This window comes from Rheinheimera sp. KL1, from assembly GCF_001275035.1.
Taxonomy (GTDB): Bacteria; Pseudomonadota; Gammaproteobacteria; order Enterobacterales; family Alteromonadaceae; genus Pararheinheimera; species Pararheinheimera tangshanensis.
In genome coordinates this window covers 70,075-92,195 of sequence record NZ_LAMX01000019.1, presented here as the reverse complement: position 1 = coordinate 92,195, position 22,121 = coordinate 70,075, and the positions used below count along the sequence as shown (strand labels likewise).

General features: G+C 46.6%; 27 protein-coding genes and 1 tRNA gene. 6 read left to right on the top strand and 22 right to left on the bottom strand.

The window, feature by feature from the left end; all coding sequences use genetic code 11:
- Positions 1–6: 6 nt before the first annotated feature.
- From WH43_RS10120 to WH43_RS10100, 5 genes are all read right to left on the bottom strand, one after another.
- On the bottom strand, positions 7–753 hold the full coding sequence (locus tag WH43_RS10120; RefSeq protein WP_053424485.1) for a flagellar hook assembly protein FlgD: 747 nt from the start codon (positions 751–753) through the stop codon (positions 7–9).
- 10 nt (positions 754–763) lie between these two features.
- Positions 764–1,180, bottom strand: a complete 417-nt coding sequence (flgC, locus tag WH43_RS10115; protein WP_053424484.1) for a flagellar basal body rod protein FlgC — start codon at positions 1,178–1,180, stop codon at positions 764–766.
- Positions 1,180–1,581: a flagellar basal body rod protein FlgB gene (flgB, locus tag WH43_RS10110; RefSeq protein WP_053424483.1), complete on the bottom strand. Its 402-nt coding sequence runs from the start codon at positions 1,579–1,581 to the stop codon at positions 1,180–1,182. The genes flgC and flgB overlap by 1 nt, the downstream gene beginning before the upstream one ends.
- Positions 1,582–1,643: 62 nt before the next feature.
- Positions 1,644–2,483 carry a CheR family methyltransferase gene (locus tag WH43_RS10105; RefSeq protein WP_221411454.1) on the bottom strand — a complete coding sequence of 280 codons (840 nt, stop codon included), beginning with the start codon at positions 2,481–2,483 and terminating at the stop codon, positions 1,644–1,646.
- 7 nt (positions 2,484–2,490) lie between these two features.
- Complete coding sequence (locus WH43_RS10100) at positions 2,491–3,420, bottom strand: chemotaxis protein CheV (protein ID WP_053424482.1); 930 nt, start codon at positions 3,418–3,420, stop codon at positions 2,491–2,493.
- Positions 3,421–3,571: 151 nt separating this feature from the next.
- On the opposite strand from WH43_RS10100, the gene flgA reads away from it, so the two are divergent.
- The 3 genes from flgA (at position 3,572) to flgN (ending at position 5,116) form a co-directional block, all read left to right on the top strand.
- Positions 3,572–4,267 carry a flagellar basal body P-ring formation chaperone FlgA gene (gene flgA / locus WH43_RS10095; RefSeq protein ID WP_286049654.1) on the top strand — a complete coding sequence of 232 codons (696 nt, stop codon included), beginning with the start codon at positions 3,572–3,574 and terminating at the stop codon, positions 4,265–4,267.
- Positions 4,268–4,343: 76 nt separating this feature from the next.
- Entirely contained in the window at positions 4,344–4,685 is a 342-nt protein-coding gene (gene flgM, locus WH43_RS10090; protein WP_053424480.1) for a flagellar biosynthesis anti-sigma factor FlgM, read from the top strand.
- Positions 4,682–5,116, top strand: coding sequence for a flagellar export chaperone FlgN (flgN, locus tag WH43_RS10085; RefSeq protein WP_053424479.1), 435 nt, complete (start codon positions 4,682–4,684; stop codon positions 5,114–5,116). The genes flgM and flgN overlap by 4 nt, the downstream gene beginning before the upstream one ends.
- 62 nt (positions 5,117–5,178) lie before the next feature.
- On the opposite strand, the gene WH43_RS10080 is transcribed toward flgN, so the two are convergent.
- On the bottom strand, positions 5,179–5,634 hold the full coding sequence (locus tag WH43_RS10080) for an LPP20 family lipoprotein (RefSeq protein WP_053424478.1): 456 nt from the start codon (positions 5,632–5,634) through the stop codon (positions 5,179–5,181).
- Between the two features lie 154 nt (positions 5,635–5,788).
- Between WH43_RS10080 and WH43_RS10075 the strand changes: the two genes are divergently transcribed.
- Together WH43_RS10075 and WH43_RS10070 are read left to right on the top strand one after the other, a co-directional pair.
- Positions 5,789–6,952, top strand: a complete 1,164-nt coding sequence (locus WH43_RS10075) for a flagellar assembly protein T N-terminal domain-containing protein (protein ID WP_053424477.1) — start codon at positions 5,789–5,791, stop codon at positions 6,950–6,952.
- Positions 6,953–7,050: 98 nt separating this feature from the next.
- Positions 7,051–7,125: transfer RNA gene (locus WH43_RS10070), tRNA-Arg, on the top strand.
- 45 nt (positions 7,126–7,170) lie between these two features.
- On the opposite strand, the gene WH43_RS10065 is transcribed toward WH43_RS10070, so the two are convergent.
- From WH43_RS10065 to rppH, 8 genes are all read right to left on the bottom strand, one after another.
- Positions 7,171–8,082, bottom strand: a complete 912-nt coding sequence (locus tag WH43_RS10065; RefSeq protein ID WP_053424476.1) for a FlgO family outer membrane protein — start codon at positions 8,080–8,082, stop codon at positions 7,171–7,173.
- 22 nt (positions 8,083–8,104) lie between these two features.
- On the bottom strand, positions 8,105–8,851 hold the full coding sequence (locus tag WH43_RS10060) for a FlgO family outer membrane protein (RefSeq protein WP_053424475.1): 747 nt from the start codon (positions 8,849–8,851) through the stop codon (positions 8,105–8,107).
- Between the two features lie 3 nt (positions 8,852–8,854).
- Positions 8,855–9,397, bottom strand: coding sequence for a FlgO family outer membrane protein (locus WH43_RS10055; RefSeq protein ID WP_147905251.1), 543 nt, complete (start codon positions 9,395–9,397; stop codon positions 8,855–8,857).
- A 168-nt stretch (positions 9,398–9,565) separates the two neighbouring features.
- Positions 9,566–10,399 (bottom strand): thymidylate synthase, encoded by an 834-nt coding sequence (locus WH43_RS10050; protein WP_053424473.1) that lies wholly within the window; start codon positions 10,397–10,399, stop codon positions 9,566–9,568.
- Positions 10,396–11,211 carry a prolipoprotein diacylglyceryl transferase gene (lgt, locus tag WH43_RS10045; protein ID WP_053424472.1) on the bottom strand — a complete coding sequence of 272 codons (816 nt, stop codon included), beginning with the start codon at positions 11,209–11,211 and terminating at the stop codon, positions 10,396–10,398. Before lgt ends, WH43_RS10050 begins: the two co-directional genes overlap by 4 nt.
- Before the next feature lie 96 nt (positions 11,212–11,307).
- Entirely contained in the window at positions 11,308–12,636 is a 1,329-nt protein-coding gene (gene ptsP / locus WH43_RS20660; protein ID WP_286049653.1) for a phosphoenolpyruvate--protein phosphotransferase, read from the bottom strand.
- 20 nt (positions 12,637–12,656) lie between these two features.
- A complete protein-coding gene (locus WH43_RS20655; protein ID WP_286049652.1) occupies positions 12,657–13,574 on the bottom strand; it encodes a phosphoenolpyruvate-utilizing N-terminal domain-containing protein in 918 nt (305 codons plus the stop codon).
- Positions 13,575–13,576: 2 nt separating this feature from the next.
- Positions 13,577–14,095, bottom strand: coding sequence for an RNA pyrophosphohydrolase (gene rppH / locus WH43_RS10035; RefSeq protein WP_053424471.1), 519 nt, complete (start codon positions 14,093–14,095; stop codon positions 13,577–13,579).
- A gap of 381 nt (positions 14,096–14,476) precedes the next feature.
- On the opposite strand from rppH, the gene mutH reads away from it, so the two are divergent.
- Complete coding sequence (gene mutH / locus WH43_RS10030) at positions 14,477–15,145, top strand: DNA mismatch repair endonuclease MutH (RefSeq protein ID WP_053424707.1); 669 nt, start codon at positions 14,477–14,479, stop codon at positions 15,143–15,145.
- On the opposite strand, the gene WH43_RS10025 is transcribed toward mutH, so the two are convergent.
- The 8 genes from WH43_RS10025 to WH43_RS09995 form a co-directional block, all read right to left on the bottom strand.
- On the bottom strand, positions 15,142–15,984 hold the full coding sequence (locus WH43_RS10025; RefSeq protein ID WP_053424470.1) for a substrate-binding periplasmic protein: 843 nt from the start codon (positions 15,982–15,984) through the stop codon (positions 15,142–15,144). The genes mutH and WH43_RS10025 overlap by 4 nt on opposite strands.
- Before the next feature lie 161 nt (positions 15,985–16,145).
- Positions 16,146–17,522 (bottom strand): ATP-dependent RNA helicase DbpA, encoded by a 1,377-nt coding sequence (gene dbpA / locus WH43_RS10020; protein ID WP_053424706.1) that lies wholly within the window; start codon positions 17,520–17,522, stop codon positions 16,146–16,148.
- Positions 17,523–17,707: 185 nt separating this feature from the next.
- Entirely contained in the window at positions 17,708–18,511 is an 804-nt protein-coding gene (locus WH43_RS10015) for an acyl-CoA thioesterase (RefSeq protein ID WP_053424469.1), read from the bottom strand.
- Positions 18,512–18,552: 41 nt separating this feature from the next.
- A complete protein-coding gene (locus tag WH43_RS20650; protein WP_286049651.1) occupies positions 18,553–19,008 on the bottom strand; it encodes a fatty acid desaturase in 456 nt (151 codons plus the stop codon).
- On the bottom strand, positions 18,978–19,631 hold the full coding sequence (locus tag WH43_RS20645) for a fatty acid desaturase family protein (RefSeq protein ID WP_286049650.1): 654 nt from the start codon (positions 19,629–19,631) through the stop codon (positions 18,978–18,980). Before WH43_RS20645 ends, WH43_RS20650 begins: the two co-directional genes overlap by 31 nt.
- A 7-nt stretch (positions 19,632–19,638) precedes the next feature.
- On the bottom strand, positions 19,639–20,748 hold the full coding sequence (locus tag WH43_RS10005; protein WP_053424468.1) for a flavin reductase family protein: 1,110 nt from the start codon (positions 20,746–20,748) through the stop codon (positions 19,639–19,641).
- 291 nt (positions 20,749–21,039) lie between these two features.
- Complete coding sequence (locus WH43_RS10000) at positions 21,040–21,321, bottom strand: VOC family protein (protein ID WP_053424467.1); 282 nt, start codon at positions 21,319–21,321, stop codon at positions 21,040–21,042.
- Between the two features lie 96 nt (positions 21,322–21,417).
- On the bottom strand, positions 21,418–21,996 hold the full coding sequence (locus tag WH43_RS09995) for a hypothetical protein (RefSeq protein ID WP_053424466.1): 579 nt from the start codon (positions 21,994–21,996) through the stop codon (positions 21,418–21,420).
- Between the last annotated feature and the right edge of the window lie 125 nt (positions 21,997–22,121).

Here is a 22,121-nt window from a genome sequence, read left to right as displayed (position 1 = left end):
CGTTGATTAGGTAGCAATTTCTTCAATATCAGATAATTTTTTCTGGCCTTGGCCATACACATTCAATAACAGGCCTTGTGTGGTGCCGTTGCCTAAAGTAATACTGGTCACAGGGGCATAGATAGAAGTCACAATAGCTTCGTTTTTCCCGGCGATAGAACCTTCCACCGATATGGTGTAAACGCCTTTAGGAGCGAGCTCCATCACAGGATTGCCCTTATCATCCACCTTAGGTGTGCCATCTTCATTCAATACCTGAGTATCCGTAGTTCCATCCCAAGGCAGCTGTAAACGCCCGGCTACTGTATCTTTGTCAGGTAAGCTGACGGAGCGAATAACAACACCTTCAGCATTTTTGATCTGCACTTTGACGTTAGTTGCATTTTCAGGGAAGTTTGCACTAGCAACGACTTCATTTTTTCCGTCAAATACGATGTCATCTGATTTCACCAACACATACTGTCCAACCAGAGATGACGCCTGCAGCGCCTGACTGGAATTCATGGTGGTAGCAAAATCTTTAAAATTGGTATTCAGCGAAGAGATACCATCGGCCATAGTAAAATTGGTCATTTGAGCAATCATCTGATCATTCTCGACCGGTTTGGTCGGATCCTGATAGGCCAACTGCTGAGTCAACAGCGCAAAGAAATCAGATTGAGTTAAAGCGCCATTATTATTTTCTGTTGTAGTGGGTTTATCTCCCCAATACATACCATCCAGCGGATTCGTCGTATTATCTACTTTACTCATAGCCTACTCCCTAGCGTTGGCCTAGCATCAGCGTACGGCTCACCATTTGTTTAGCCGCATCAGCCACCTGCACATTGGTCTCGTAAGAGCGTGAGGCAGAAATCATGTTTGCCATCTCTTCCATGATGTTGACATTGGGTTTATAGATATAACCTTTTTCATCAGACAAAGGATGATGTGGTGCGTACTCGACATTCAGCGGTGCATCGGATTCAACAATACCCAATACCTGGACCTTGGCGCCTTCCTGGCCCTGCTGAGCTTGCTCTAATGCAGTGGCGAACACAGGGTGGCGCGCTCTGTAAGTTTGGTCGACACTACTACTAATACTATTGGCATTCGCCATATTACTGGCAGTGGTGTTCAGCCGCACTTGTTGCGCAGACATTCCGCTCCCGGCAATATCAAAAACGTTGTAAAGACTCATTATTGAGTACCTCCGGTAATAGCTTTTTTCAGGCCGCTTATGCGACTGTTCAGGAAATTCAGCGTAGTTTGATACTCCATGCTATTGCGGGTAAAAGCATTCCGCTCTTCATGGATATCCACAGTATTGCCATCCCCTGTGTCAGGTTGATTAGGAATACGATATTGAGAATCAGCATGGCGGGCTGTAGAAATTTCAAAATGCTTTGGGTCAGTCCGGCCAAGCGAACCTGACTGGCGCGACTGAGCACCCGCTAATGCGGTTTGAAAATCCATGTCTTTTGCCTTGTAACCCGGAGTATCGGCATTTGCGATATTTTCGGCCAAGACTTGAGAGCGTTTATCACGGATCAGTAGTGCATCAGGGTGAAGCCCGAATGCTTTATCGAAGCTGATTGCCATTATTGCCATCCTGTTTTTCAGAGATGGCAAATACTAAGCAAAACTCAGGCCAGAATTTATAGTCAGATTTTTTTGCGGTAGACAATGCCTGGATTACAACGCACCATATCAAAGTCGTTGTTCAGGCTGGAGAGAGACTCAGAAGCGCCCAAAAACAAGTAACCACGCGGGTTTAGGGCTTGAGAGAACTGTTTGATGATCTTCATTTTCACTTCAGGGGAGAAGTAAATAAGTACGTTACGACAGAAAATAATATCGAACTTGCCAAGCAAGGTATAACTGTCTAACAGATTCAAATGCCGGAAAGACACGTTTTTACGAACGGCATCTTTTAGCCGCATCATGCCGTTGCCTGAATCGTCAAAAAATTTACTGCGCCGCTCAGGTGATAAGCCCCGCGATAAAGCCAAGCCGTCATATTCAGCCCGCTGGCAATGTTCCAGCATCGCATTAGATATATCAGTGCCTAAAATATGTAAACCCATAGGGAAAGCAGAAGGCCGACTTTGCTGGTACTCCAGCCCTGTCATTGCGATAGAATAAGGTTCTTGTCCGGAAGAACTTGCCGCCGACCAAATTTTGACAGTTTTATGGTCTTTCTCAAACTCAGGCAGAATTTGCTTCTTTAAAAGTTCATAAGGGTAATTATCGCGAAACCATAAAGTTTCATTGGTCGTCATGGCATCGATAACAGCCGAACGTAGTTGCCGTTCAAAAGGACTTAACGTTTTGTTTAATAACTCTGAAAGTGAAGATAAACCAAAACGCTGCATCAAAGGCGCCAGGCGACTTTTCACCAGATATTGTTTGTTGTCACCCAGCACAATACCGCACTGTTGTTCGAGAAAATCCCGAAACAATCGATACTCACTTTCCTGCAGCTCTTTGTTTGCCACTAACATAAAACCTCTAATCAGTATGCAACCATTTGCGCACGGATTCGGCTAATTCATCCGGGTTAAATTTCGCAATAAAATCATCAGCGCCCACTTTCTGCACCATCTGCTGGTTAAATACACCGCTAAGCGAGGTATGTAAAATAACATGCAATGGTTTCAATTTGGGATCCAGGCGAATTTCAGCAGTCAGAGTGTAACCATCCATCTCAGGCATCTCGATATCGGAGATCAGCAGACCTATTTTATCCGTGACTGAGTTCTGGCAAGCTGTCGCCGTTTCCTGCAAAAAGGTTAAAGCTTCCCGACCATTATTCACCAGGTGCATTTTAACACCCAGGCCCTCTAACGCCCTTTTCACCTGATTTCTGGCCACAACTGAGTCATCAGCAATCAAAATTAATCTGTCGCCTAAATCTGCGCTGATGGTCGAAGTGACGACATGACTGCTAATGGCCGTTGGAGAGGGCGAAATTTCCTCGAGAATTTTTTCAACATCAATAATTTCAACCAGCTCTTTATCTATTTCGGTAATAGCAGTCAAATAACTCTGTTTACCACCTGTGCCTTTTGGCGGTGGCATAATAGAAGCCCAGTTAATATTGATAATGCGTTCAACAGACTGCACCAAAAAACCCTGCACTGAGCGGTTATATTCAGCAATGATGATAAAAGAGTCTTTGGTGTTTTCTATTGCACGACCACCTGTAGCCAAACTCAAGTCAATCACTGAAATGGTCTGTCCCCGGATATGGGCAATACCTCTGACATATTTATTGCGTTTAGGAATCGCGGTTAAGGGCGGACATTGCAACACCTCACGTACTTTAAATACGTTAATGCCAAAACGTTGATTACCCTGCAAGCGGAATAATAGAAGTTCCAGTCTGTTCTGGCCTACTAATTGAGTGCGCTGATTGACTGAATCCAGAATACCCGCCATTGAAGACTCCCTTACCTAAACGAATTCGTGAACCTAAAAATCGGGAACGATTCTTGCTTGGACCACTCTAGAATGAAAAATGACTGAAAATTGACATACTTAAGTATGTTATAACCCTTTGCCGATAAAGCATAGCTGAAACCATATGAAAATGTACGATAAATTTTCGAAATACTCGCTGCTCTGCACTTTTGCAGCCAGCACTTTTTGTGCGGTATTTTCACTACAAGCGGCAAGTTTTAGCCCTGCTCAGTTGAGTGCTGCAACCTCTGACTGGTTAAAACAGCAAGACCAAGTACCGGCTGGTACCCACAGCCAGATTTCAGCATTGGACTCCCGGCTCCCGGATAAAGAGTGCGATCAGCCTTTGCAGTTTAGCTTTGCAGGGCCGGTGAACAATCAAGCAACAGTACAGATCCGCTGTCCAGGTCCAAAACCCTGGCAGCTTTTTGTTTCTGCTCGCTTCTCTGAGCAAACTGAAGCTGTGATTAGCCTGCGAAATATGACTCTAGGTTCGCTGATCAGTGCCGATATGTTAACCGTGGGGCAAGCTGATTTACGTTTGGCGCGAGGCTCTTTAATTAAAGAACCAGCTTCAGTGATTGGAGCCAGAGTAAAAAGAAGCTTATCAGCAGGACAAGTGGTGACATTGCAGGATCTTTGTCTTGTATGTAAAGGCGATATAGTTACAATTAGTGGGTTAAATAACGGCCTTGAGGTCAGAACCGCTGGCATAGCACAAATGGACGGCATTTTGGGTGACCAGATCAGGGTCAGCAACAGGCAATCCAACCGAATCGTTGTTGCAGAAGTAGTTGCAGTGAAAAAAGTCGCAATAAAACTTTAAATAATGCCTAAAGTTTTGTCAGTCGATGCCGTTATACAGAGTAAGGGATCCGAAACCGGATGAAGAGGATAGAGAAATGGCGATTAATGTAAACACTGGCCTGCCAGTCACTCAACAGGTGAAAGCAGATAAAGCCGAACAACAAAACATTCAAAAACAGCAGGTTGTACAACAACAGGCCGTTCAGCAGCAAAGCACAACAGGCACAGCTGCACAAAAACAGGATTCAGTTTCGCTGACATCTCAGGCCCAGCAATTTAGTAAGGCCCAGGAAAAAGCGAAAGCGAGCTCAGGTATTGATCAAGAGAAAGTGGATAAGATCAAACAAGAGATCTCTGAAGGCAAATACAAAGTCAATGTAGAGCAACTGGCACGCCGTATCGTTCAGTTTGAAGGCGAGTTCTTCAACAAAAAATGAGTAACGCCTACTCTTCTATCCTCACTTTGTTAAACGAGCAAGAGCAGCAGCTGGATGTGCTGCTTTTGTTGCTTCACAAGGAACTGGACGCCATCCGGAGCCGTGATGTTGAAGCATTAAAATCTAATACTAACGAAAAAATCCACATTCTTGACTTAGTTCAGGCCACAGACGAGCAATTAACAGCATCGCCTGAGCTTGACGCAGCTAAACAACAGGACTGGTTTAAAGAGCAGTTGCAACGTCTTGAAGAGAAACTGGCTCAATGTAAATTCCAAAACCAGGTCAACAGTCAAAGCGTCGAGCAAAGCCAACTGGTGATAGAACGCTTTAAAACTGAGCTGTTGCAAAGCCGTGGTCGAGCTGGTTTAACCTATACCAATAAAGGCAAAGCAGCTCAGGTTGATAAAGGGCCAGGCATTAAAGCCTAAGCTCCTTATCCAACAAAAAACCGTCTGATGACGGTTTTTTTGTGCACTGATGTAAGAAGTGTTTAGTAATACTTCACATTTTTTATCCGACGGGCCGGTTGGCTATTTAAATACAAATCATAGACTTGCTTAAAATCCAGCTCCAGCTCTGTCGCATATACATCACCGACAGGATAAGTTTTCACTACGCGGGCACCACGAATAATGCCACTGACGGATGAGGTCAACTGATCATTTCCAACCATCATTTGTTGCATATTGGCTTTAGCGTCAATTCTTTGGCCATAGACCTGTTCGGCCAGTTCTCTGTACGCTTCCAGTTTCGAAGCTTTCATCGCCATCAGCATACGTTCCTGCTCAGTGGCACCTGGCTGCTGACTCAAAGGAGCATAGCCAACAGCTTTTAAAATAGGAAAACGCTGGGGCTCTACAGTTTCCCACTCCACGTGGCGATCCGCGACCAGACTGCAACCAGGTAACAAGGTTAGCAATAAGGCGCTGATGGTCAGTTTGTTCATAATGGCGTGCCTCTGCCCTTTTCTGCATCAATTCATTGTGGTAAACGATGCACAATTCATGCCTCTTCTACATTATTTTTGTTTTTGCCTCAGGCTCTGCATTCAGGCATAGCTTTTGCTACGGTAGTCTTAATTCTATTAATGAGGGTTCGTTATGCGTCTAACCGGGTTTCGCATATCACTGCTGGCTTGGCCACTGCTTTGCAGCTACGCCAACGCGGATTGGTATGAGGCCACAGGCCAGGCTGTGCTGCGTGCTGGCGACATGACGTCAGCCAGAGCTGCAGCTACAGAAGATGCGGTACGTAAAGCCTTGTTGTATTCAGGGGCTTCGATCCGCACAGTACAACAGGTCACCGACGGTTTATTGACTCAGGAGTCGATGTTTTTACAAACTCAGGGCGAAGTACACAATGTGCAAATCGTCTCTGAGACCGAAGAAAATGGCTACATCAACGTCACCATCAGAGCGGATATTTACCCAGATCAAAATCAATGCGCCAATCTGCAATTAAAAAAAGAGCTGTTGATCAGCCCATTTTTTATCGAAAACAGAGAGCAGGCTATTGTAGGGCAACTGTACGAACTGGATGAAGCGAGCACTAGTTTGTTTATTCAAAAACTGGAAGAGTCTTCAGGCTCGAGTCTGATCAAGTTACTGCCCCAATCCATCCGGCAACCAGAGCTGAGTTATGCCGAGCGTGGTGCTTTACAGCGTAATTACGGTGGTCGCTATTTACTCAAAGCCAGCCTTGGAGATGTCTCGCTGGGTGAGCGAGTCGGTACCAATTGGTCGTTTTGGTCCGATCAAGACAGAGAACGTTTTTATCAGCTGCAACTGGAACTCACTGATATTCAGGAGCAGAAAGTGCTGTTCAGCCAAAAATACCAAACCTCTGCGGTCTGGGGGTTTAACAGCACGACAGTGATCAGCCCCAAAACCCAACGTTTCTGGCAAACCGACTATGGTAAGTCGATAGAGCGAGTACTCAATGCCGCGGCTCAGGATGTAGAAGAAGCATTGCGCTGTGAAACTATACTGGCGGATATTACCCTGGTACAACAACACAAAGTGCTGCTCAATCTTGGCAGTCGACAAGGTTTAAAACTGGGGGATGAGCTGACTATTTTGTTCCGTCGCCAGCATAAAGATAGTTTTGGCCAGCTACAGGATCAACTGACCGTCAGTGAGCTAAAAGTTAAAATCACTGAACTGAACCACAAGAATGCCTGGGCTGAAAGCATCAATATGGATTTACTGGCTAATGTCCAGGTGGGTGACGCAGCTACGTTGATCACGAACAAAGAACAGCCTTGATAAAACCAAAGCCTCTGGATTGTTCAATAAAGAACCTGTTGATTCAACTAGAGTTCACAGAAATCATCAGCTGTGCTAGTTTAAGGCCTTCTGAAATCCGCCCTATAGTTAAATGGATATAACGGCCCCCTCCTAAGGGGCAGTTACAGGTTCGATTCCTGTTGGGGCGGCCATTTTCCTGCTGATATTCCCTTTCGCGTTTCCCAACTAAACAGGAGTTAAAGTTGCTGTAAGACCAGAGCAGGGATCAGAGTGCTCGCTGAACTTATCACGACATTATCTCTGGTTGACACGACCCTACTGGTAATTTGTAAACCACGGCGCGTTGGCGTCATAGTGCCCGTCAATACGTAGTCCATTCCCTGCGGATTTCTGAGCTTTGAGGTACTGCGGGATAAAGACAAATCGCCTGTTGGTCCCACAGTAATATGTTTGGTGAGCTTGTATTCAATCACTGCGGCGCCATAGCCTGGCAATACTGTGCTGAGCTCTTCAGCCAGTTGGTTCCCGATAGCGCTGGTTTGCTCGAGCTGGGAATCAAAAAGTACAAAACTCGCAACTCCAACCTTAACTCCATGTAATTGTTGGTTTCCAGCCAGTTTAAAGGCAAGCTGAGCCACATAATCGCTCAAAGATTTGCGACTTTGCTGAAACATAGCTGCGGATTGATACAGCTGTGGTTCAGCACCTACAGCGGCCAATTCAGATGGCAAGGTTCTGCGGCTCATTTGTTTTATCGCCAAACCAGGAATAGGTTGGCCATTGTTAACTGCTGCACTGTCTAGTTGCGAGCTGCGCTCCATACCCATAGCAGGCTCTGCTTCCTGATAAGGTTGAGTTAAACCAAACCATTCGGTATCTCTGTTCTGTGTCGTTGCGCCCTGGGTTTGCGACGATTCGGAGGACGAACTGGAATCACATCGGCAAAGCTCACCGGATGCACTGGCCACAACAGAGGACTCGACAGAACCGCTATCAGAGACCTGATGGGTGTCCGTGGTATCAGACTGGCTGGCTGCTGCTTCTGAGTGTTGGGCAGATGAGGTCGCGCAACCGGATAACACCAAGGCTGCAGCTATCAGCAAGGCTTTAGCTGATGCGGCGGTCATAGCTGAATTCAATGAGTTCATAAAAAGATCCAGTGTCAAGGTACTAGGGAGTTTCAGCGGCTTTGAGCTGTAACAGAGGCGCACTCTGAGTCGCCTTTAAGGCCTGAACCACATTTTGTGGAATAAAGGTCTGAGCCGTTGCCAATACTTTTTTATCATTCACATTGATCATACGGGCATTGACCAATACACCGTTCTGATGACGAACCAGAGTGCCACCCAATACCACACTGATGGGGTATTGTTGGGTCAGTTCCAGGAAGTCACGGCTAAACGTAAAATCACCTGTGGGTGTAACCCGGATATAATCTGTGGTTTTAAAATCTGTCACCGCAATACCAAACTGAGTCGCTTCGTGCATAAAAGCTTCCGACAGCTGATTGCCTAATAAATCGCCTTGCTGATAATCGCCATCCAAATAAACAAAACTAGTGACTCCAAGGCTAAAGGTGGTACTTAACACTTCAAGATTGGCCGCTAAATCGTGCATCATACTTTGTACATAGTGATTCACGGTCACAGCAGGTTCAGGTTTGTAACTGGTTGGATTCATCCCCGCCATACGGGCGTGTTGTGCTGTCGCGCTGTCATATTGATTCACAAACAGCTGATCAGGCTCAACAACAGCATCATCTTTGCTGTAAGTCACCCGGCCTTGTTGCAGTTCAACTTTATTGGCGGGCACAACAGGTTTTCCTTGCGGATCAGTATCAATCAAAGGCGCACAACCAGAAACAGCAACTGTAGCCGTCATGCCACATAAAAGAATAAGCTGGCGAAATGTAGTCATAAATTAAGACTCCGAATTGCGATACAACTTATTATGGCGCAATTGCAACTGCTCGTTGGGCCATAACACGGCGACAGGAATAACACTGGATGCAGCGGCGAGTACGCGCTGACTTTTCAGGTCAATTAATTTGGCATTGACTGTGATATGAACTTCGCCTTCCGTCAAAGTGCCGGTAATTACATAACGCGCTTGCTGATCCTGCGCCAGCTGACTGACGTCACGACCTAAGGTATTTTCAAAACCAGGATGTACCAGTACAGCGTCGTTTAAACGGATCTCACTGACTTGATAGCCCAACTGAGTCGCGACAGTCTGCATACTTTCTTGCAGCTGCAAAGACGCATTGTAGCTGGAATGACGACTAGTATCCGGCGCCATCAGTTGCACGTCAGCAAAAGTAGTGACCGCAATAGCGCCGGATTCCAGAGGCTGGAGTTGATAAAAAAGTTGATCCGCTAAACGCTCAGTGTAATACAACAGAGGCGGATGCTGATCTTTCTGTGATAGTTCCGCCGGCTCGGCAACTTCTTGCCCTTGCGGCAAAAAACTGCAGCTGCATAACAGCAGAACTGTAATTACTAATCCGACTATCCGCACTCTGGCCCCCGGTGTAGCTGTCGATTGTTGGTCTCTGTCTGATACACAGCAAAATTAGTGCCATGAATCGCGGACTTTTGCACAACGCTACACCGAGTGTTTTTAACAGCTATTTTAAATAGCTATAGGCGCTTTAATCGCAGGATGCGCCAAATAATTGACCAGCTCAAAATCGTCTATAGTAAAACCAAAAATATCTTTAATGGCAGGATTGAGTTTCATCTGTGGCAACGGATGTGGAGTACGGCTGAGCTGTTCATTCACCTGATCCAGGTGGTTGCTGTACAAATGCGCATCCCCAAAAGTATGCACAAAATCACCGGGCGTTAAATCACAGACTTGCGCTACCATCATGGTCAGCAACGCGTAGCTTGCGATATTAAAAGGCACGCCCAGGAAAATATCAGCGCTGCGCTGATACAACTGGCAGGATAATTTGCCATCGTGCACATAAAACTGAAATAAAGTATGGCAAGGAGGCAAAGCCTGTTTGCCCATAGCCGCATTGTCTTTTGGGCTGAACTTTGTATCTGGTAATACTGCAGGATTCCAGCCGCTGACAATTAATCGGCGCGAATCCGGATTCGTTTTAATGTCATGAATCAGTTGGCTGATTTGGTCAATCACCCGACCATCCGGTGTTTGCCAGCTGCGCCACTGTGCACCATAGACAGGGCCCAAATCGCCCTGCTCTGTCGCCCATTCATTCCAAATCGTTACTTTATTGTCTTTCAGATACTGAATGTTGGTGTCGCCTTTAAGGAACCATAGCAACTCATGAATAATGGAGCGCAGATGACACTTTTTGGTGGTCACCAACGGAAAGCCCTGACTTAAATCAAAACGCATCTGATAACCAAACACGCTGATAGTGCCAGTGCCAGTACGGTCTGATTTTTTATGGCCATGTTCCAGCACATGGCGCATTAAGTCTAAATACTGCTTCATGCCTTGCTCTCTTTAGCTGAAATTTTATTCTGACGGCTATAGCCCCAGATAATAAGGCCTGAACCAGCAATAATCATTGGAATACAGAGCCACTGCCCCATCGACATACCAAGCGACAACAAGCCTAAATGCGCATCCGGCTCGCGGAAGAATTCGATAATAAAACGCGCTGTCCCATAGCCAAGCAAGAATAAACCCGCGACGTTACCGGCTGGTGGATTTTTGCGTTTGTACCATTGCAGCAAAATAAACAGGATGATGCCTTCAGCCAACAGCTCATACAGCTGAGACGGATGGCGTGGCAACATACCCGCATTAGGGAACAATACCGCCCATGGCACGTCTGTCGTGCGCCCCCATAATTCGCCGTTGATAAAGTTCCCCAAACGACCAAAAGCTAAACCTAAAGGCAGCAGCGGCACAACAAAATCACCCAGTTCCAGATAGCGTTTTTTATTGCGCCAGGCAAACCAGGCCATAGCGGCCATCACACCTAACACACCACCATGGAAGGACATGCCGCCTTCCCAGGTACGGAATAAATACAGTGGGTCGGCAATAAAGTTACTGAAACTGTAAAACAGTACATAACCCACCCGGCCACCAACAATGACGCCTAAAAAGCCGAAAAACAGCAAGTCACTGACCTGATCGCGGGTCCAACCTGAACCTGGTTTATCGGCTTGCCGGTTCGCCAGCCAGTTCGCCAGTAAAAAAGCAATCACATACATAAGACCATACCAGCGCACGGCCACTGGCCCTATGCTGAAGATCACCGGGTCAATTTGCGGGAATAAGAAATAAGAATCCACTATGAAAAGTCCTGTTCTAATCAATAAATCAGTAGTGCATCCACCAGGATGCACTCATCTTGATAAGGTCAAACATTGTAACAGCCCTTGGTCCTTTTAGGCACGCAATTGGTTCAACAGCTGTTTTTGATCAAGGAATCGCTGTACGTGCAGACGAACTTGTTTTGGTGACTGACACGCCAGAATTTCTGGCAGCAGTAAGTGCAGCTCTGACATATTCACTCTGCGTAATAACCATTTAATTTTTGCCAGGTTACTGCTGTTCATACTGAATTTGTCATAACCCATAGCTGCTAAAATCAGCACACCAGCAGGTTCACCTGCCAACTCACCACAAATACTCATAGGCAACTGTAAACCCTGAGCCTGTAATGACATTTGATGCAAAGCACGCAGTACAGCAGGATGCATCGCATCATACAAACCCGCGACTCGTGGGTTGTTTCTGTCTACCGCCAATAAATACTGAGTTAAATCGTTGGTGCCGACAGAGCAGAAATCAATTTTACGGGCCAGTTCAGGCAACTGATACATGATAGACGGCACTTCAATCATCACGCCGACTTTAGCTTTCGGCAGCTGCACTTCTGTGCCTGCTAATTCATCCGTCAACTCGAAAGTTGCTTGTTTAATCAAGCGTAGCGATTCATCCACTTCAGCCAAATCAGAAATCATCGGCAACAGAATATGTAAGTTGCCCTGGCCTATATTGGCTTTGAGCATAGCGCGGATTTGTACCAGGAAAATTTCCGGATGATCCAACGTTAAACGAATCCCCCGCCAGCCTAAAAAGGGGTTTTCTTCGATGATGCTGAAATACGGCAGCGCTTTATCCCCCCCCACATCCAAAGTACGCATCACCACGGCTTTGGTGGGGTGAGAAGCCAGCACTTTTTTATAAAGTTCGATTTGCTCCGCTTCGGTCGGGAAACGGTTGCGCATAATAAAAGGGAATTCAGTACGGTATAAACCAATACCATCTGTATAGGATGGCTGAGCACTCTCAAGCTCTATCGCCAGACCAGCATTGATCATTAAGCTAAAAGGTGCACCACAAGCGCTCTGGGCGTTTAAATGCATCTCAGACTGATAACGGGCGCTGAGCTGCGCATCTTCACTGATCAAGGCCTGGTATTCAGCCACTATGGCCTCAGCAGGACCTACTAAAATTTGACCACGGTAGCCATCGACAATTAAACGCTGACTTTGCCAGTGGAATAGTGGCAGCTCGTCCAGCCCCATCACAGCAGGAATACCCAGAGCACGGGCCATAATAGCGGCGTGTGAGTTGACAGAGCCTTTGAGCGACACTATCGCGACAAGCTGAGCACGAGGGATTTCTGCCAGCATAGTGGCGGTGACATTATCGGCCACTAACACCACTTTTTCCGGCAATTTATGATGGCGCTGTTCAGTATCAAGCAAATGATTCAGCACCCTCTGGCCTAAGTCCTGATATCAGTACCGCGCTCGCGAAGATAGGGATCGTCCATATCGTCAAACTGGCGGGCAAACTTTTCAACCACACGTTTCAGTGCGCTTTTAGCACACCAGCCTTCGTGGATTTGTTTTTCAATTTCGCTACCCAGACTGGCTGCGTCCAACAACTGATGATAAACATCAAAAATAGCCAAAGCGTCTGCTGGCAAATGCCCGGCCATGCGCTCGGCTAGTCGATTAAATTCTGCTTTGGTGATTTTGACGGCTTTGTAAAAGCGCGACAGCTCTTTTTCCGGATCATCGACCTTTTTCAGTGATATCGCATCGAAGTCACTGGAGGGCTCCAGCACAAAACCTTCGCCAATGGCTATGCCGGGAGCACCTGGTAAGCCCTGCAGCTGTCCTGTACTTTTTTGTTGTTTCGAATTCTGACTGGCAACCTGGCGCATCTCGGCGTTGACTAACACAGAGGCCAGCTGTACTCCGAGAGTAACCAAAAAAGATTCTTCATCTTCACTGAACACCCGTGATTCACCCTGCTGTATGGTTAAGACGCCAAGCACTTTGCGATGATGAATAATAGGGCAGCCTAAAAAAGCCGAAAAACGATCTTCACTGACTTCAGGGGTGACTTTAAAACGCGGGTGCAGATGGGCTTGCGCCAGGTTAATCGGCTCTTCACGCTGACCAACCCAGCCAATTAATCCCTCGGAGAAACCTATCGCAATATGGCCAACAGCTTCAGGATTTAAACCGTCTGTGGCCATTAGCATAAAGTGCTGCTGTTCATAGTCGGCTAAATAAACAGAACAACACTCTGTTTTCAGAGCATTTTTTACGTTCGAAACTAAGCCAGCCAATGCGTTATTCAGTACCGGCTCTTGCGCCACATCCTGCACTATGCGCCTTAACTGGCTCAGCATTCTTAACCCCTTCTGATTAACTTGTCATTTTTTCCATCTCTACGAAGATACGGCAATGCAATAGGGGCAAACTCTTTCATCACCTTGCGGTACACTTCCCGCTTAAAGGCGACGACCTGACGCACCGGATACCAATAACTAACCCAACGCCAGTCATCAAACTCCGGATGCGAAGTTTTTAACAGATTTACGTCTTCATCCTTACAGGTCAGGCGCAACAAAAACCATTTTTGCTTTTGCCCTATACACACAGGATTGCTGTCACGCCGGATTAAACGCTTGGGTAACTTATACCTTAGCCAGTGTTTGGTGACCGCAATAATTTCTACATCGTGCGGCTGTAAACCAACTTCTTCGTTTAACTCGCGGTACATGGCTTGCTCAGGAGTCTCCCCTTCATCAATGCCACCCTGTGGGTACTGCCAGGAATGCTGACCGTATCTCCTTGCCCAAAACACCTGTCCCTGGTGGTTGTATATTACAATGCCGACGTTGGCCCGGAAGCCTTCAGCGTCGATCACAAAAACCTCTAGCTTAGTTACAGCTGTTGTTTCATCGATTCTTTCATAAAGTCACGACTTCGGCAAATTGTATTTTTTACAGAGTTATCCACAATTTAACTGATTAATTAGCGCTCACTGTGAACTTCTACACAGGCTCTGTACATAAAGCTGTGCATAAGGGTGTTTTTATTCTTGAATAACTTGCAAATGCTGGAATAACAGCCAAACCAGTATTGATAAATATTTATAAAAAACAGTAAGTTATATCGAAAAGCTTGGTATTTAAGCAGTGTTACAACTGTGCATAACTTGCTTTGCTTGCTTTTTGAGCAGCAAACCAAAGCAAAAAATGGTAATGTTTTTAAAGACCTGAAACACCGCTGTATAGAAGAAGTTTTTATGAGCCAGCCCCCGAAAAACATCGAAGAATTAGCGGAACGCTGCGCCATGATCGCTGGCCTGACCTTGGGCCAATTAGCAGAACAATGCCAGCTGCAGTTGCCTGCTAATCTGCAGCGCGACAAAGGCACAGTGGGCCAACTGCTTGAACTGGTGTTAGGCGCCAGTAGTGGCAGCAAAGCTGAACCTGATTTTCCACATTTAGGAGTTGAACTGAAAACCCTGCCTGTGGACAGCTTTGGTAAACCTCTGGAAAGCACTTATGTTTGTGTGGCACCTTTAACAGATGTTGCAGGTCTGCGCTGGCAGGACTCATGGGTCTGCCGCAAGCTCAGTAGAGTGCTGTTTGTGCCAGTGCTAGCCGAGCGTGGCATCCCTTTGGCAGAACGCCAGATAGGCACAGCTTTTTTCTGGAGCCCGGATACTCAGGAGCAGGCTCTGTTGCAACAAGACTGGGAAGAGCTGATGGAACTGATTGTGTTAGGTGGCATAGGTAGAATTAAAGGCGCTCACGGTAAAGTACTGCAGTTGAGACCTAAAGCGGCCAATAGCAAAGCTTTAACTGCTGCTATTGGCGCTGATGGGCAACCTATTCAAACCCTGCCCAGAGGTTTTTATCTCAAAGCCAGCTTTACTGCATCGTTGCTGGCTCGCCAGTTTGGTGATTAGCTTTGATACTTACCTATCAGTAACTGATAATCGCCACTGTCTTTGAGTTGTTTAAGCGCCTCGTTAAAGGAGCTAACCTGTTCTGGCTGAACGGTTGATTTACTAAACATCACATAAATGGGAGTTTCAGGGAGTTTCACCTGATGTGGCTGAATCTGTTGCTCTAGTCCTTTACGCCGGATAATAGCGGCGCCGACAAAACTATCTTCCAGTACAGCATCAACCTGATCGTCCAACAGCACAGCTATGTTTTGCTCACTCATGGTTGATTCAACAAACTGGGGGCGCATCTGATCGTCATCGTACAAGGCACTGATTTGTTCGCCATAGTAATAATCACTGATAAGCCCCACCTTATGCTTAGCGGCGACCATTTCTGCCACAGAAGCAAAGTTGTATTTACTGGCGTCATCCTTGCGGACAAATAGCTGAAACTGCTCAGCACGGTAAGGCTCTGAAAACAAAGCAAACTCTTCACGAGCTGGTGTTTTGGATGCGCCCAACAGCACATCCAACTGCCCTTGCCTAAACTGTCCTAGCAACTCCTGCCAGGTGCCATGCTGCAGCACCAAGCTGCAATTCATGCGTCCGGCAACGGCTTGCACTATTTCAATATCCAGTCCGCTGGCTTGCTGTTCAAGTCCGACATATTGGTAGGGTTCCCAAGATTCAAAACCCAGTTTTAGCTGACAAGGCGCAGCTTTGGGTTCAGAAGGCGTTTCTGCCACTTTAGCGACAGCATCAGGAGTCATAACGGCAGAATTTTGTGTTTCAGCAGGTGTACAGCCAAACAACAGCAGACAAACTACAGCGCTGCATAGAAAGTATTGAACGTTCATAAGCGGCCTCTTTTTTTAGTGTCTATCCGCTTTGAGCTTAGTGCATTCGGCTGATTTTTCCTCTTACATCAAATACTTTTTGTAGCCATAAGTAAAAATGGGGTCAGATCACATTGTTAACAGTTAACAATGTGATCTGACCCCATTTTCATATTTTTTTCTTAGACAAAACGGCAGCGGAATTGGCGGCCTTTGATTTTGCCTTCGCTTAAGCGTTTCAAGGCAGCACTTGCCATATCGTTACGCACGGCAACAAAACTGACCATAGGCAGCACGTTTATTTTACCCAGTTGCTCGAAAGACAAACCCAGCTCTCCTGTTAAGGCACCTACTATATCACCTGGTCGTACTTTGTCTTTTTTACCGCCATCGATCATGATGGTACGCATAGGAGCACGAGCTGGTACAGCGTCTTTCGCAGGATAAGCAGTTAACTCTGCCCACTGGGCTGTCAGAGCCAACTGATCTTCCAGTGCCGCCAGACGACCCATTTGCGCGGGTGTCACCAGCGTTAAAGCCAGACCTTCGCTACCGGCACGGCCAGTACGCCCTACTCTGTGTACATGCACTTCAGGATCATTAGCTAAATCGTAATTAATGACCAAAGGCAAAGCACTGATATCCAGACCACGGGCTGCTACATCTGTGGCCACCATAATCAGGCAACTTTGGTTGGTGAACTGCATCAATACCCGCTCACGGTCTCGCTGCTCTAAGTCACCGTGCAACGGCATTACACTGTAACCGGCAGCAGATAATTCATCACAAATGTCCTGAGTATCCTTGCGCATATTGGAGAAAATCAGCGTGGGCTTGGCACCATGCCAGGATAATAGTTGCTTTAAGGCCGTTATTTTGTTTTGCGCTTCTACTTCAATAAACTTTTGCTCTATGTCAGTTTGTTCAGCATCTTCAACAAAAACCTGCACAGCATCGGCTTTTAAGTGGCGTTTTAAGTCGTTGACTTTGTCCGGATAAGTGGCGGAAAACAACAAGGTTTGGCGATCAGCAGGCAAGGCGTTCAGAATAACACCAATATCATCAGCAAACCCCATATCCAGCATACGATCTGCTTCGTCCAGCACTAGCGTTTCAACATCAGACAGGTTTAGCAGGTTACGGTCGATCATCTCAAGAATACGGCCCGGTGTGCCGACAATAATATGAGCGCCATGTTCTAACGAGCCAATTTGGGGACCTATAGAAACACCACCGACCAGGGTCAAGACTTTGATATTGTGCTGGCTGCGGGCTAAACGACGGATTTCCTGCGCAACCTGCTCAGCCAATTCACGGGTAGGACAAAGCACTAGCGATTGGATACGGAAACGCTTCACCGCCAGTTTATGTAGCAAAGTCAAAGCAAAAGCCACTGTCTTGCCACTGCCGGTGCGGGCTTTAGCCAGCATATCTTTTCCTTCCAGCAGCACAGGCAAAGCCTGTTGCTGAATAGGCGTCATCTGACTGTAACCAAGACTATCAAGGCTTTGTAATAAGTGTTCTGCTAAAGGCAGACTGCTAAAAGTGGTATTGCTCAAAAATGGGTACTCTCTATTGACACAGAAACTGGCACGGGAAAAAGGGCGCGCACTATAACAGAAGCGTCCGTGCTCAGCGAGTATAAATTTTAACCAGCTCTGACCTTCAATCAAAAGTCTGCAATATGTCTGATCCTGGTAAGTATTCGATATCCGATATGTGGATCAGAGCCAAAGCTCTGAGCCTATGCAAATACTGTGACCGTTTGGCGACTGATCGCCGTTAACTGACCATCCGGTTGCCATAACTTGGCTTCAATATGGTGATAACCATCTGCGCCATGCTCAATATTGGCCAAATAAGACCACCAGTCTGTTGTCAGAGCTTTAGTTTCAGCGCTCTGATGCGGCTGAATAAATTCAATAGTCCAGGTTAAGGAACTGGCAGGAGCGGGTTGACTCAGTAAAGTTAAACTGACCGGTGGCCAGGCATCGACCAGAGCCAGTAACTCCAGCACGCCTACAGCACAACGTTGACCTTCAGCAAAACGGATTAGTCCACCTAACTCTGTGCCTGTGCCACCAGAGAAAGGCATAACACCGCGAGTGATGTGGTAATCAAAATGGTGGGTAAATTCTGGTACAGGCCCCTTTTTGGGCATCACTAAAGCGGTTTCGACAAAAGCCGGCGCGGTATCGCTGGCCACTTTATATTCCGAGAACCGCTCCGCCCCAAAGCTCGCCAGCAGTACTAATGCCACCTGATCCTGCTGCGTAATTTCCACCATCGCCTGAATAACTGATTTGCCCTGGCGCAAAATACGCCGCGATACAACAGCAGGTCCAGCATTTAACGGCGCAACAAAAGACACGGACACTGAGCGCAGCGGGATCTTCGTCGGCAGTTCTGTCAGTAAATGCGCTAAAGCTAAAGCCGATGCCATCCCCCCAAACACAGCGCGGCCCTGGCCCCATTGCTCAGGTACTTCAATCTGCAGTGTATCTGGCTGTCCAGCTTTAAACTGTTGCATCACATCGGCAAATAACATTGTTCCTTCCTTATTTCATACTGGAGTAGTTCGGCACTAGCTTAAGCTGGAGTGGCTTTACCGCCAGGGAACGAATATCGGATGATCCGCCCGACTACGGTAGCGTACTGACGTAAAAAACTGCCGCTGTTATAAGCAATACCATATTTTTTAGCAATAGCCTGCACTTGCGGTGCCACTGTCAGATAATGCAAAGCTGGCATATCTGGATAAAGATGATGCTCAATCTGGCAGCTTAAGTGCCCCGTCAAAATATGAAACCAGCGTGGCCCGGTAAAATTGGACGACCCCAGAATTTGCCGGTAGTACCAGTGACCGCGGCTTTCACCTTCGCATTGCTGCTGAGTAAAAGTATGAACATCAGCAGTAAAATGACCACAAAAAATCACAGTAGATGTCCATAAGTTACGGATCAAATTCGCCAGTAAATTGCCAGCCAACACCCATAACCACATAGGCCCGGCGATTAAAGGGAAAAATACATAATCTTTAAACAACTGACGCGCGCCTTTACCAAAAAAAGCTTTTTCAAATCGCTGTGACTAACACTGTTGACCCGATCAGCTTTCTTTTTACCAAAAAATACCCGCTCCCCCGCCAGCTCGTGATAAGACACACCCCATTGAAACAAAGTGCTTAACAGCAGATACGTGACAAACTGCCATAAGTTACGCAGACGCCAGCGGAAGTCGTTACTTAAGCGTAATAAGCCATAGCCAAAATCGCGGTCTTTTCCGATGATATTGGTGTAAGTGTGATGCTCAAAATTATGGGTGCGTTTCCAGGAGCCAGCATCACAGGCGATATCCCATTCAAAGCGCTTTGAATGCAACACAGGGTCATTCATCCAGTCGTACTGACCATGCAAAACGTTATGGCCTATTTCCATATTGTCGAGAATTTTGGCCAGTGCCAACAGGGCAACACCGAATACCCACAACCATGGCGTAACAAAACCCAACACCATCAGGATGCGACCTGAAATAGCGCTTAAGCGCTGCGTCAGCAGCATGCGGCGTATGTAGCGTGCTTCTTTGTCACCCAATTGGTTCATCACATTGGCTTTCACCTGATCCAGCTCAGCAGCCAGTTCGGATAATTGTTGTTCTGTAAGTTTCATCGTGATCCTATAACTCGATTTGCAGATCGCTGTGCGCAGCACTGATACACAACTGAATTTGCTCAGGGCCATCACCTGAAATTTGCCCTGTACGTAAATTCAGTACCTGTCCTGATTTTTTCTGACACACACACTGATAACACACGCCAATACGGCAACCAAAACGCGGACTCAAGCCTTGTTGTTCCGCAGCCTGCAATAACGGCACTCCGGCAGCGGCTTCTATTGTTGTGACTTTTCCCTGCTCTATGAGCAAGGCTTGCTTAACAGCTCCTTGTGTTGCAGCCAGTTCTAAGCCAAACAGCTCTGCATGAACAGCATCTGATGGCACACCTTGTTGTATCAAGTCATCCTTGTACTGACGACTCATAGCAGCGGGACCACAGAGGTAGTAAAGAGCATTGGTCAGAGAAACCTTAGTGTTTTCTTTTAACTGCTGAACTAAGTTCAGCCGGCCCGTGCTTGCTGTTTCAATCAGCTGCAGTTCAAACAGGGGTTGTTTTGCCGCCAGTAGTCTCAGCTCAGTCAAGAAAGCGGCCTGTGCTGCATTTTTAACGCAATAAAACAACACAACAGGCGAAGTCCAGCAACGCAAACTATTTAACATGGACCAGAGTGGCGTTATGCCAGAGCCTGCAGCCACCATCACTATACTTTGTTGCGGCGCACCATCCGTCTGGGGCGCCAGCACAAAGTCGCCTGTTGCAGCGCTGATACTTAAATGAGTCAGCTTAGCAATGTCTGCCGCTAAGGCTTTCGTGAACTGACCCTGAGGCTGAATTCGACAACTGATACGAATTTGCTTTTGCTGTGCAAATAACCCGGATGATGAGCTGATACTAAAACTACGACTGATATAACGCCCCTGATGCAACAAAGTCACCAGCAGATGCTGACCTGGCGTAAAACCAGTCCAGGAGGGTTCTGGCTCTAACCAGACACTCAATATCTGTTCGGTTTCCCAGCCAGAATCGACAATGCGGGCACTGTAATAGTCCGGATGCAGCTCAGCGTTGTTCCAGCGCAGCAAAGGCTGCAGGTAATAACTCAGCTTCGGCTGATTGGCCAGCATTAAGCTAAATTGGCGATAGAGGCGCTGGCCCCATAAAGAGATCATTTCGTTCACACTGGTCCTTCCACTTAAATTCAGCGCACAGTTGTACACTAAAAATAAATGAAACTCCACTTTCAGGATTTAAAAACAACAAACAAAACAATCAAACCAATGAATTTAAACAAGTTATTTATATTTATAATTTGAGCGAAAATACAAAAGTGAGTGAACAGATGTTAACTTTTAAAAATAAAACACTTTAAGGAGGGAAAGTTGAACACAAGCTCTTTGGAGTTGGACAAAGGCGATAACAGAAAAACAAAAGCAAACTGAGGTTAGGGCTAGAGCTTTACATCAGGGCTTTGGGCAAAATCGGCGCGTTGTGGCATCACCAGACAAAATCGATGGCCGAAGAGCACCGATCAGTTTAAAGAGTGGCATTTGTTTGATAACAAAAGCGCCCAATTTGCTCAAGCGAGCCACTTCAGCCGCACTATTGTCAGTCTCACTATCCAGGTGAATATGGCTTGGGTGTTCAACTTTTTGCAGCAATAGTTTGGGCTCAGTGGATGGATTGTTCAGGTAGGCATAACGCTCGGCCCACTCCGGATCTGCAGGCAGCTGCTGATAACCCAACGCCTGGCTCTAAAATTCACTGGTCTGCTAAATATTGTCCACTTTGCTATCCAGAACAAAAGCGGCTAAACGACTTTTATGCATGCTCTGCTCCCCCTATTGCGGCCAGTTACTACCAGCGTCACAGTTTTCGACCCACAACACATTGTTACGGGAATCGTTATTGATATAGACCTGATTCACAGCAGACTTAGGATATACCAGATCGTCGCCACAATCGGCACTTTGACCTGGCCCTACCACAATTTTACTGCCCACTTTTAATGTACAGCTACTCATTTGGTTTAATACGCTCCAGTTTGGACAAATAGCATTGGCTTCTCTGTACTGCTCTGTTGGACCTTCAGGTCGCATAAATGACCACCAGCGACCATATAACGTATAGCTTTTGCTCTGATCCCAGACTCGATAGACCTTTACTGGCGCTGTAGCGACAAACACCTGCCCCATGCAAAGCTGGCCTTTATCAGGCTGGCCTAAAGCAGATTGCAGTAGATCTGGATCCGAAATGGCTTTGAGTCCTGCAGCTGGAGCCTGAATTATGCCGATACAATCACTTGGTTGTGCTGCAACAGATGAATTGGCTTGTGATGAGGTAGAAGAAGGTAAAGCACTACAACCTGCCAGCAGAGACGCCGCCAGCAGTATCCATAATTGGGTAGTCCAAACACGCATAAATCCTGTTCCTTGTATCCTTTGTTATCGGGGGGATGCCTGATTAAAGTACATTAATCAGGAACAAGGAACAGCTTAGCTCAAAAACACACGACTGATCAGTAAGTAAGCATTTTTCCCGGAGA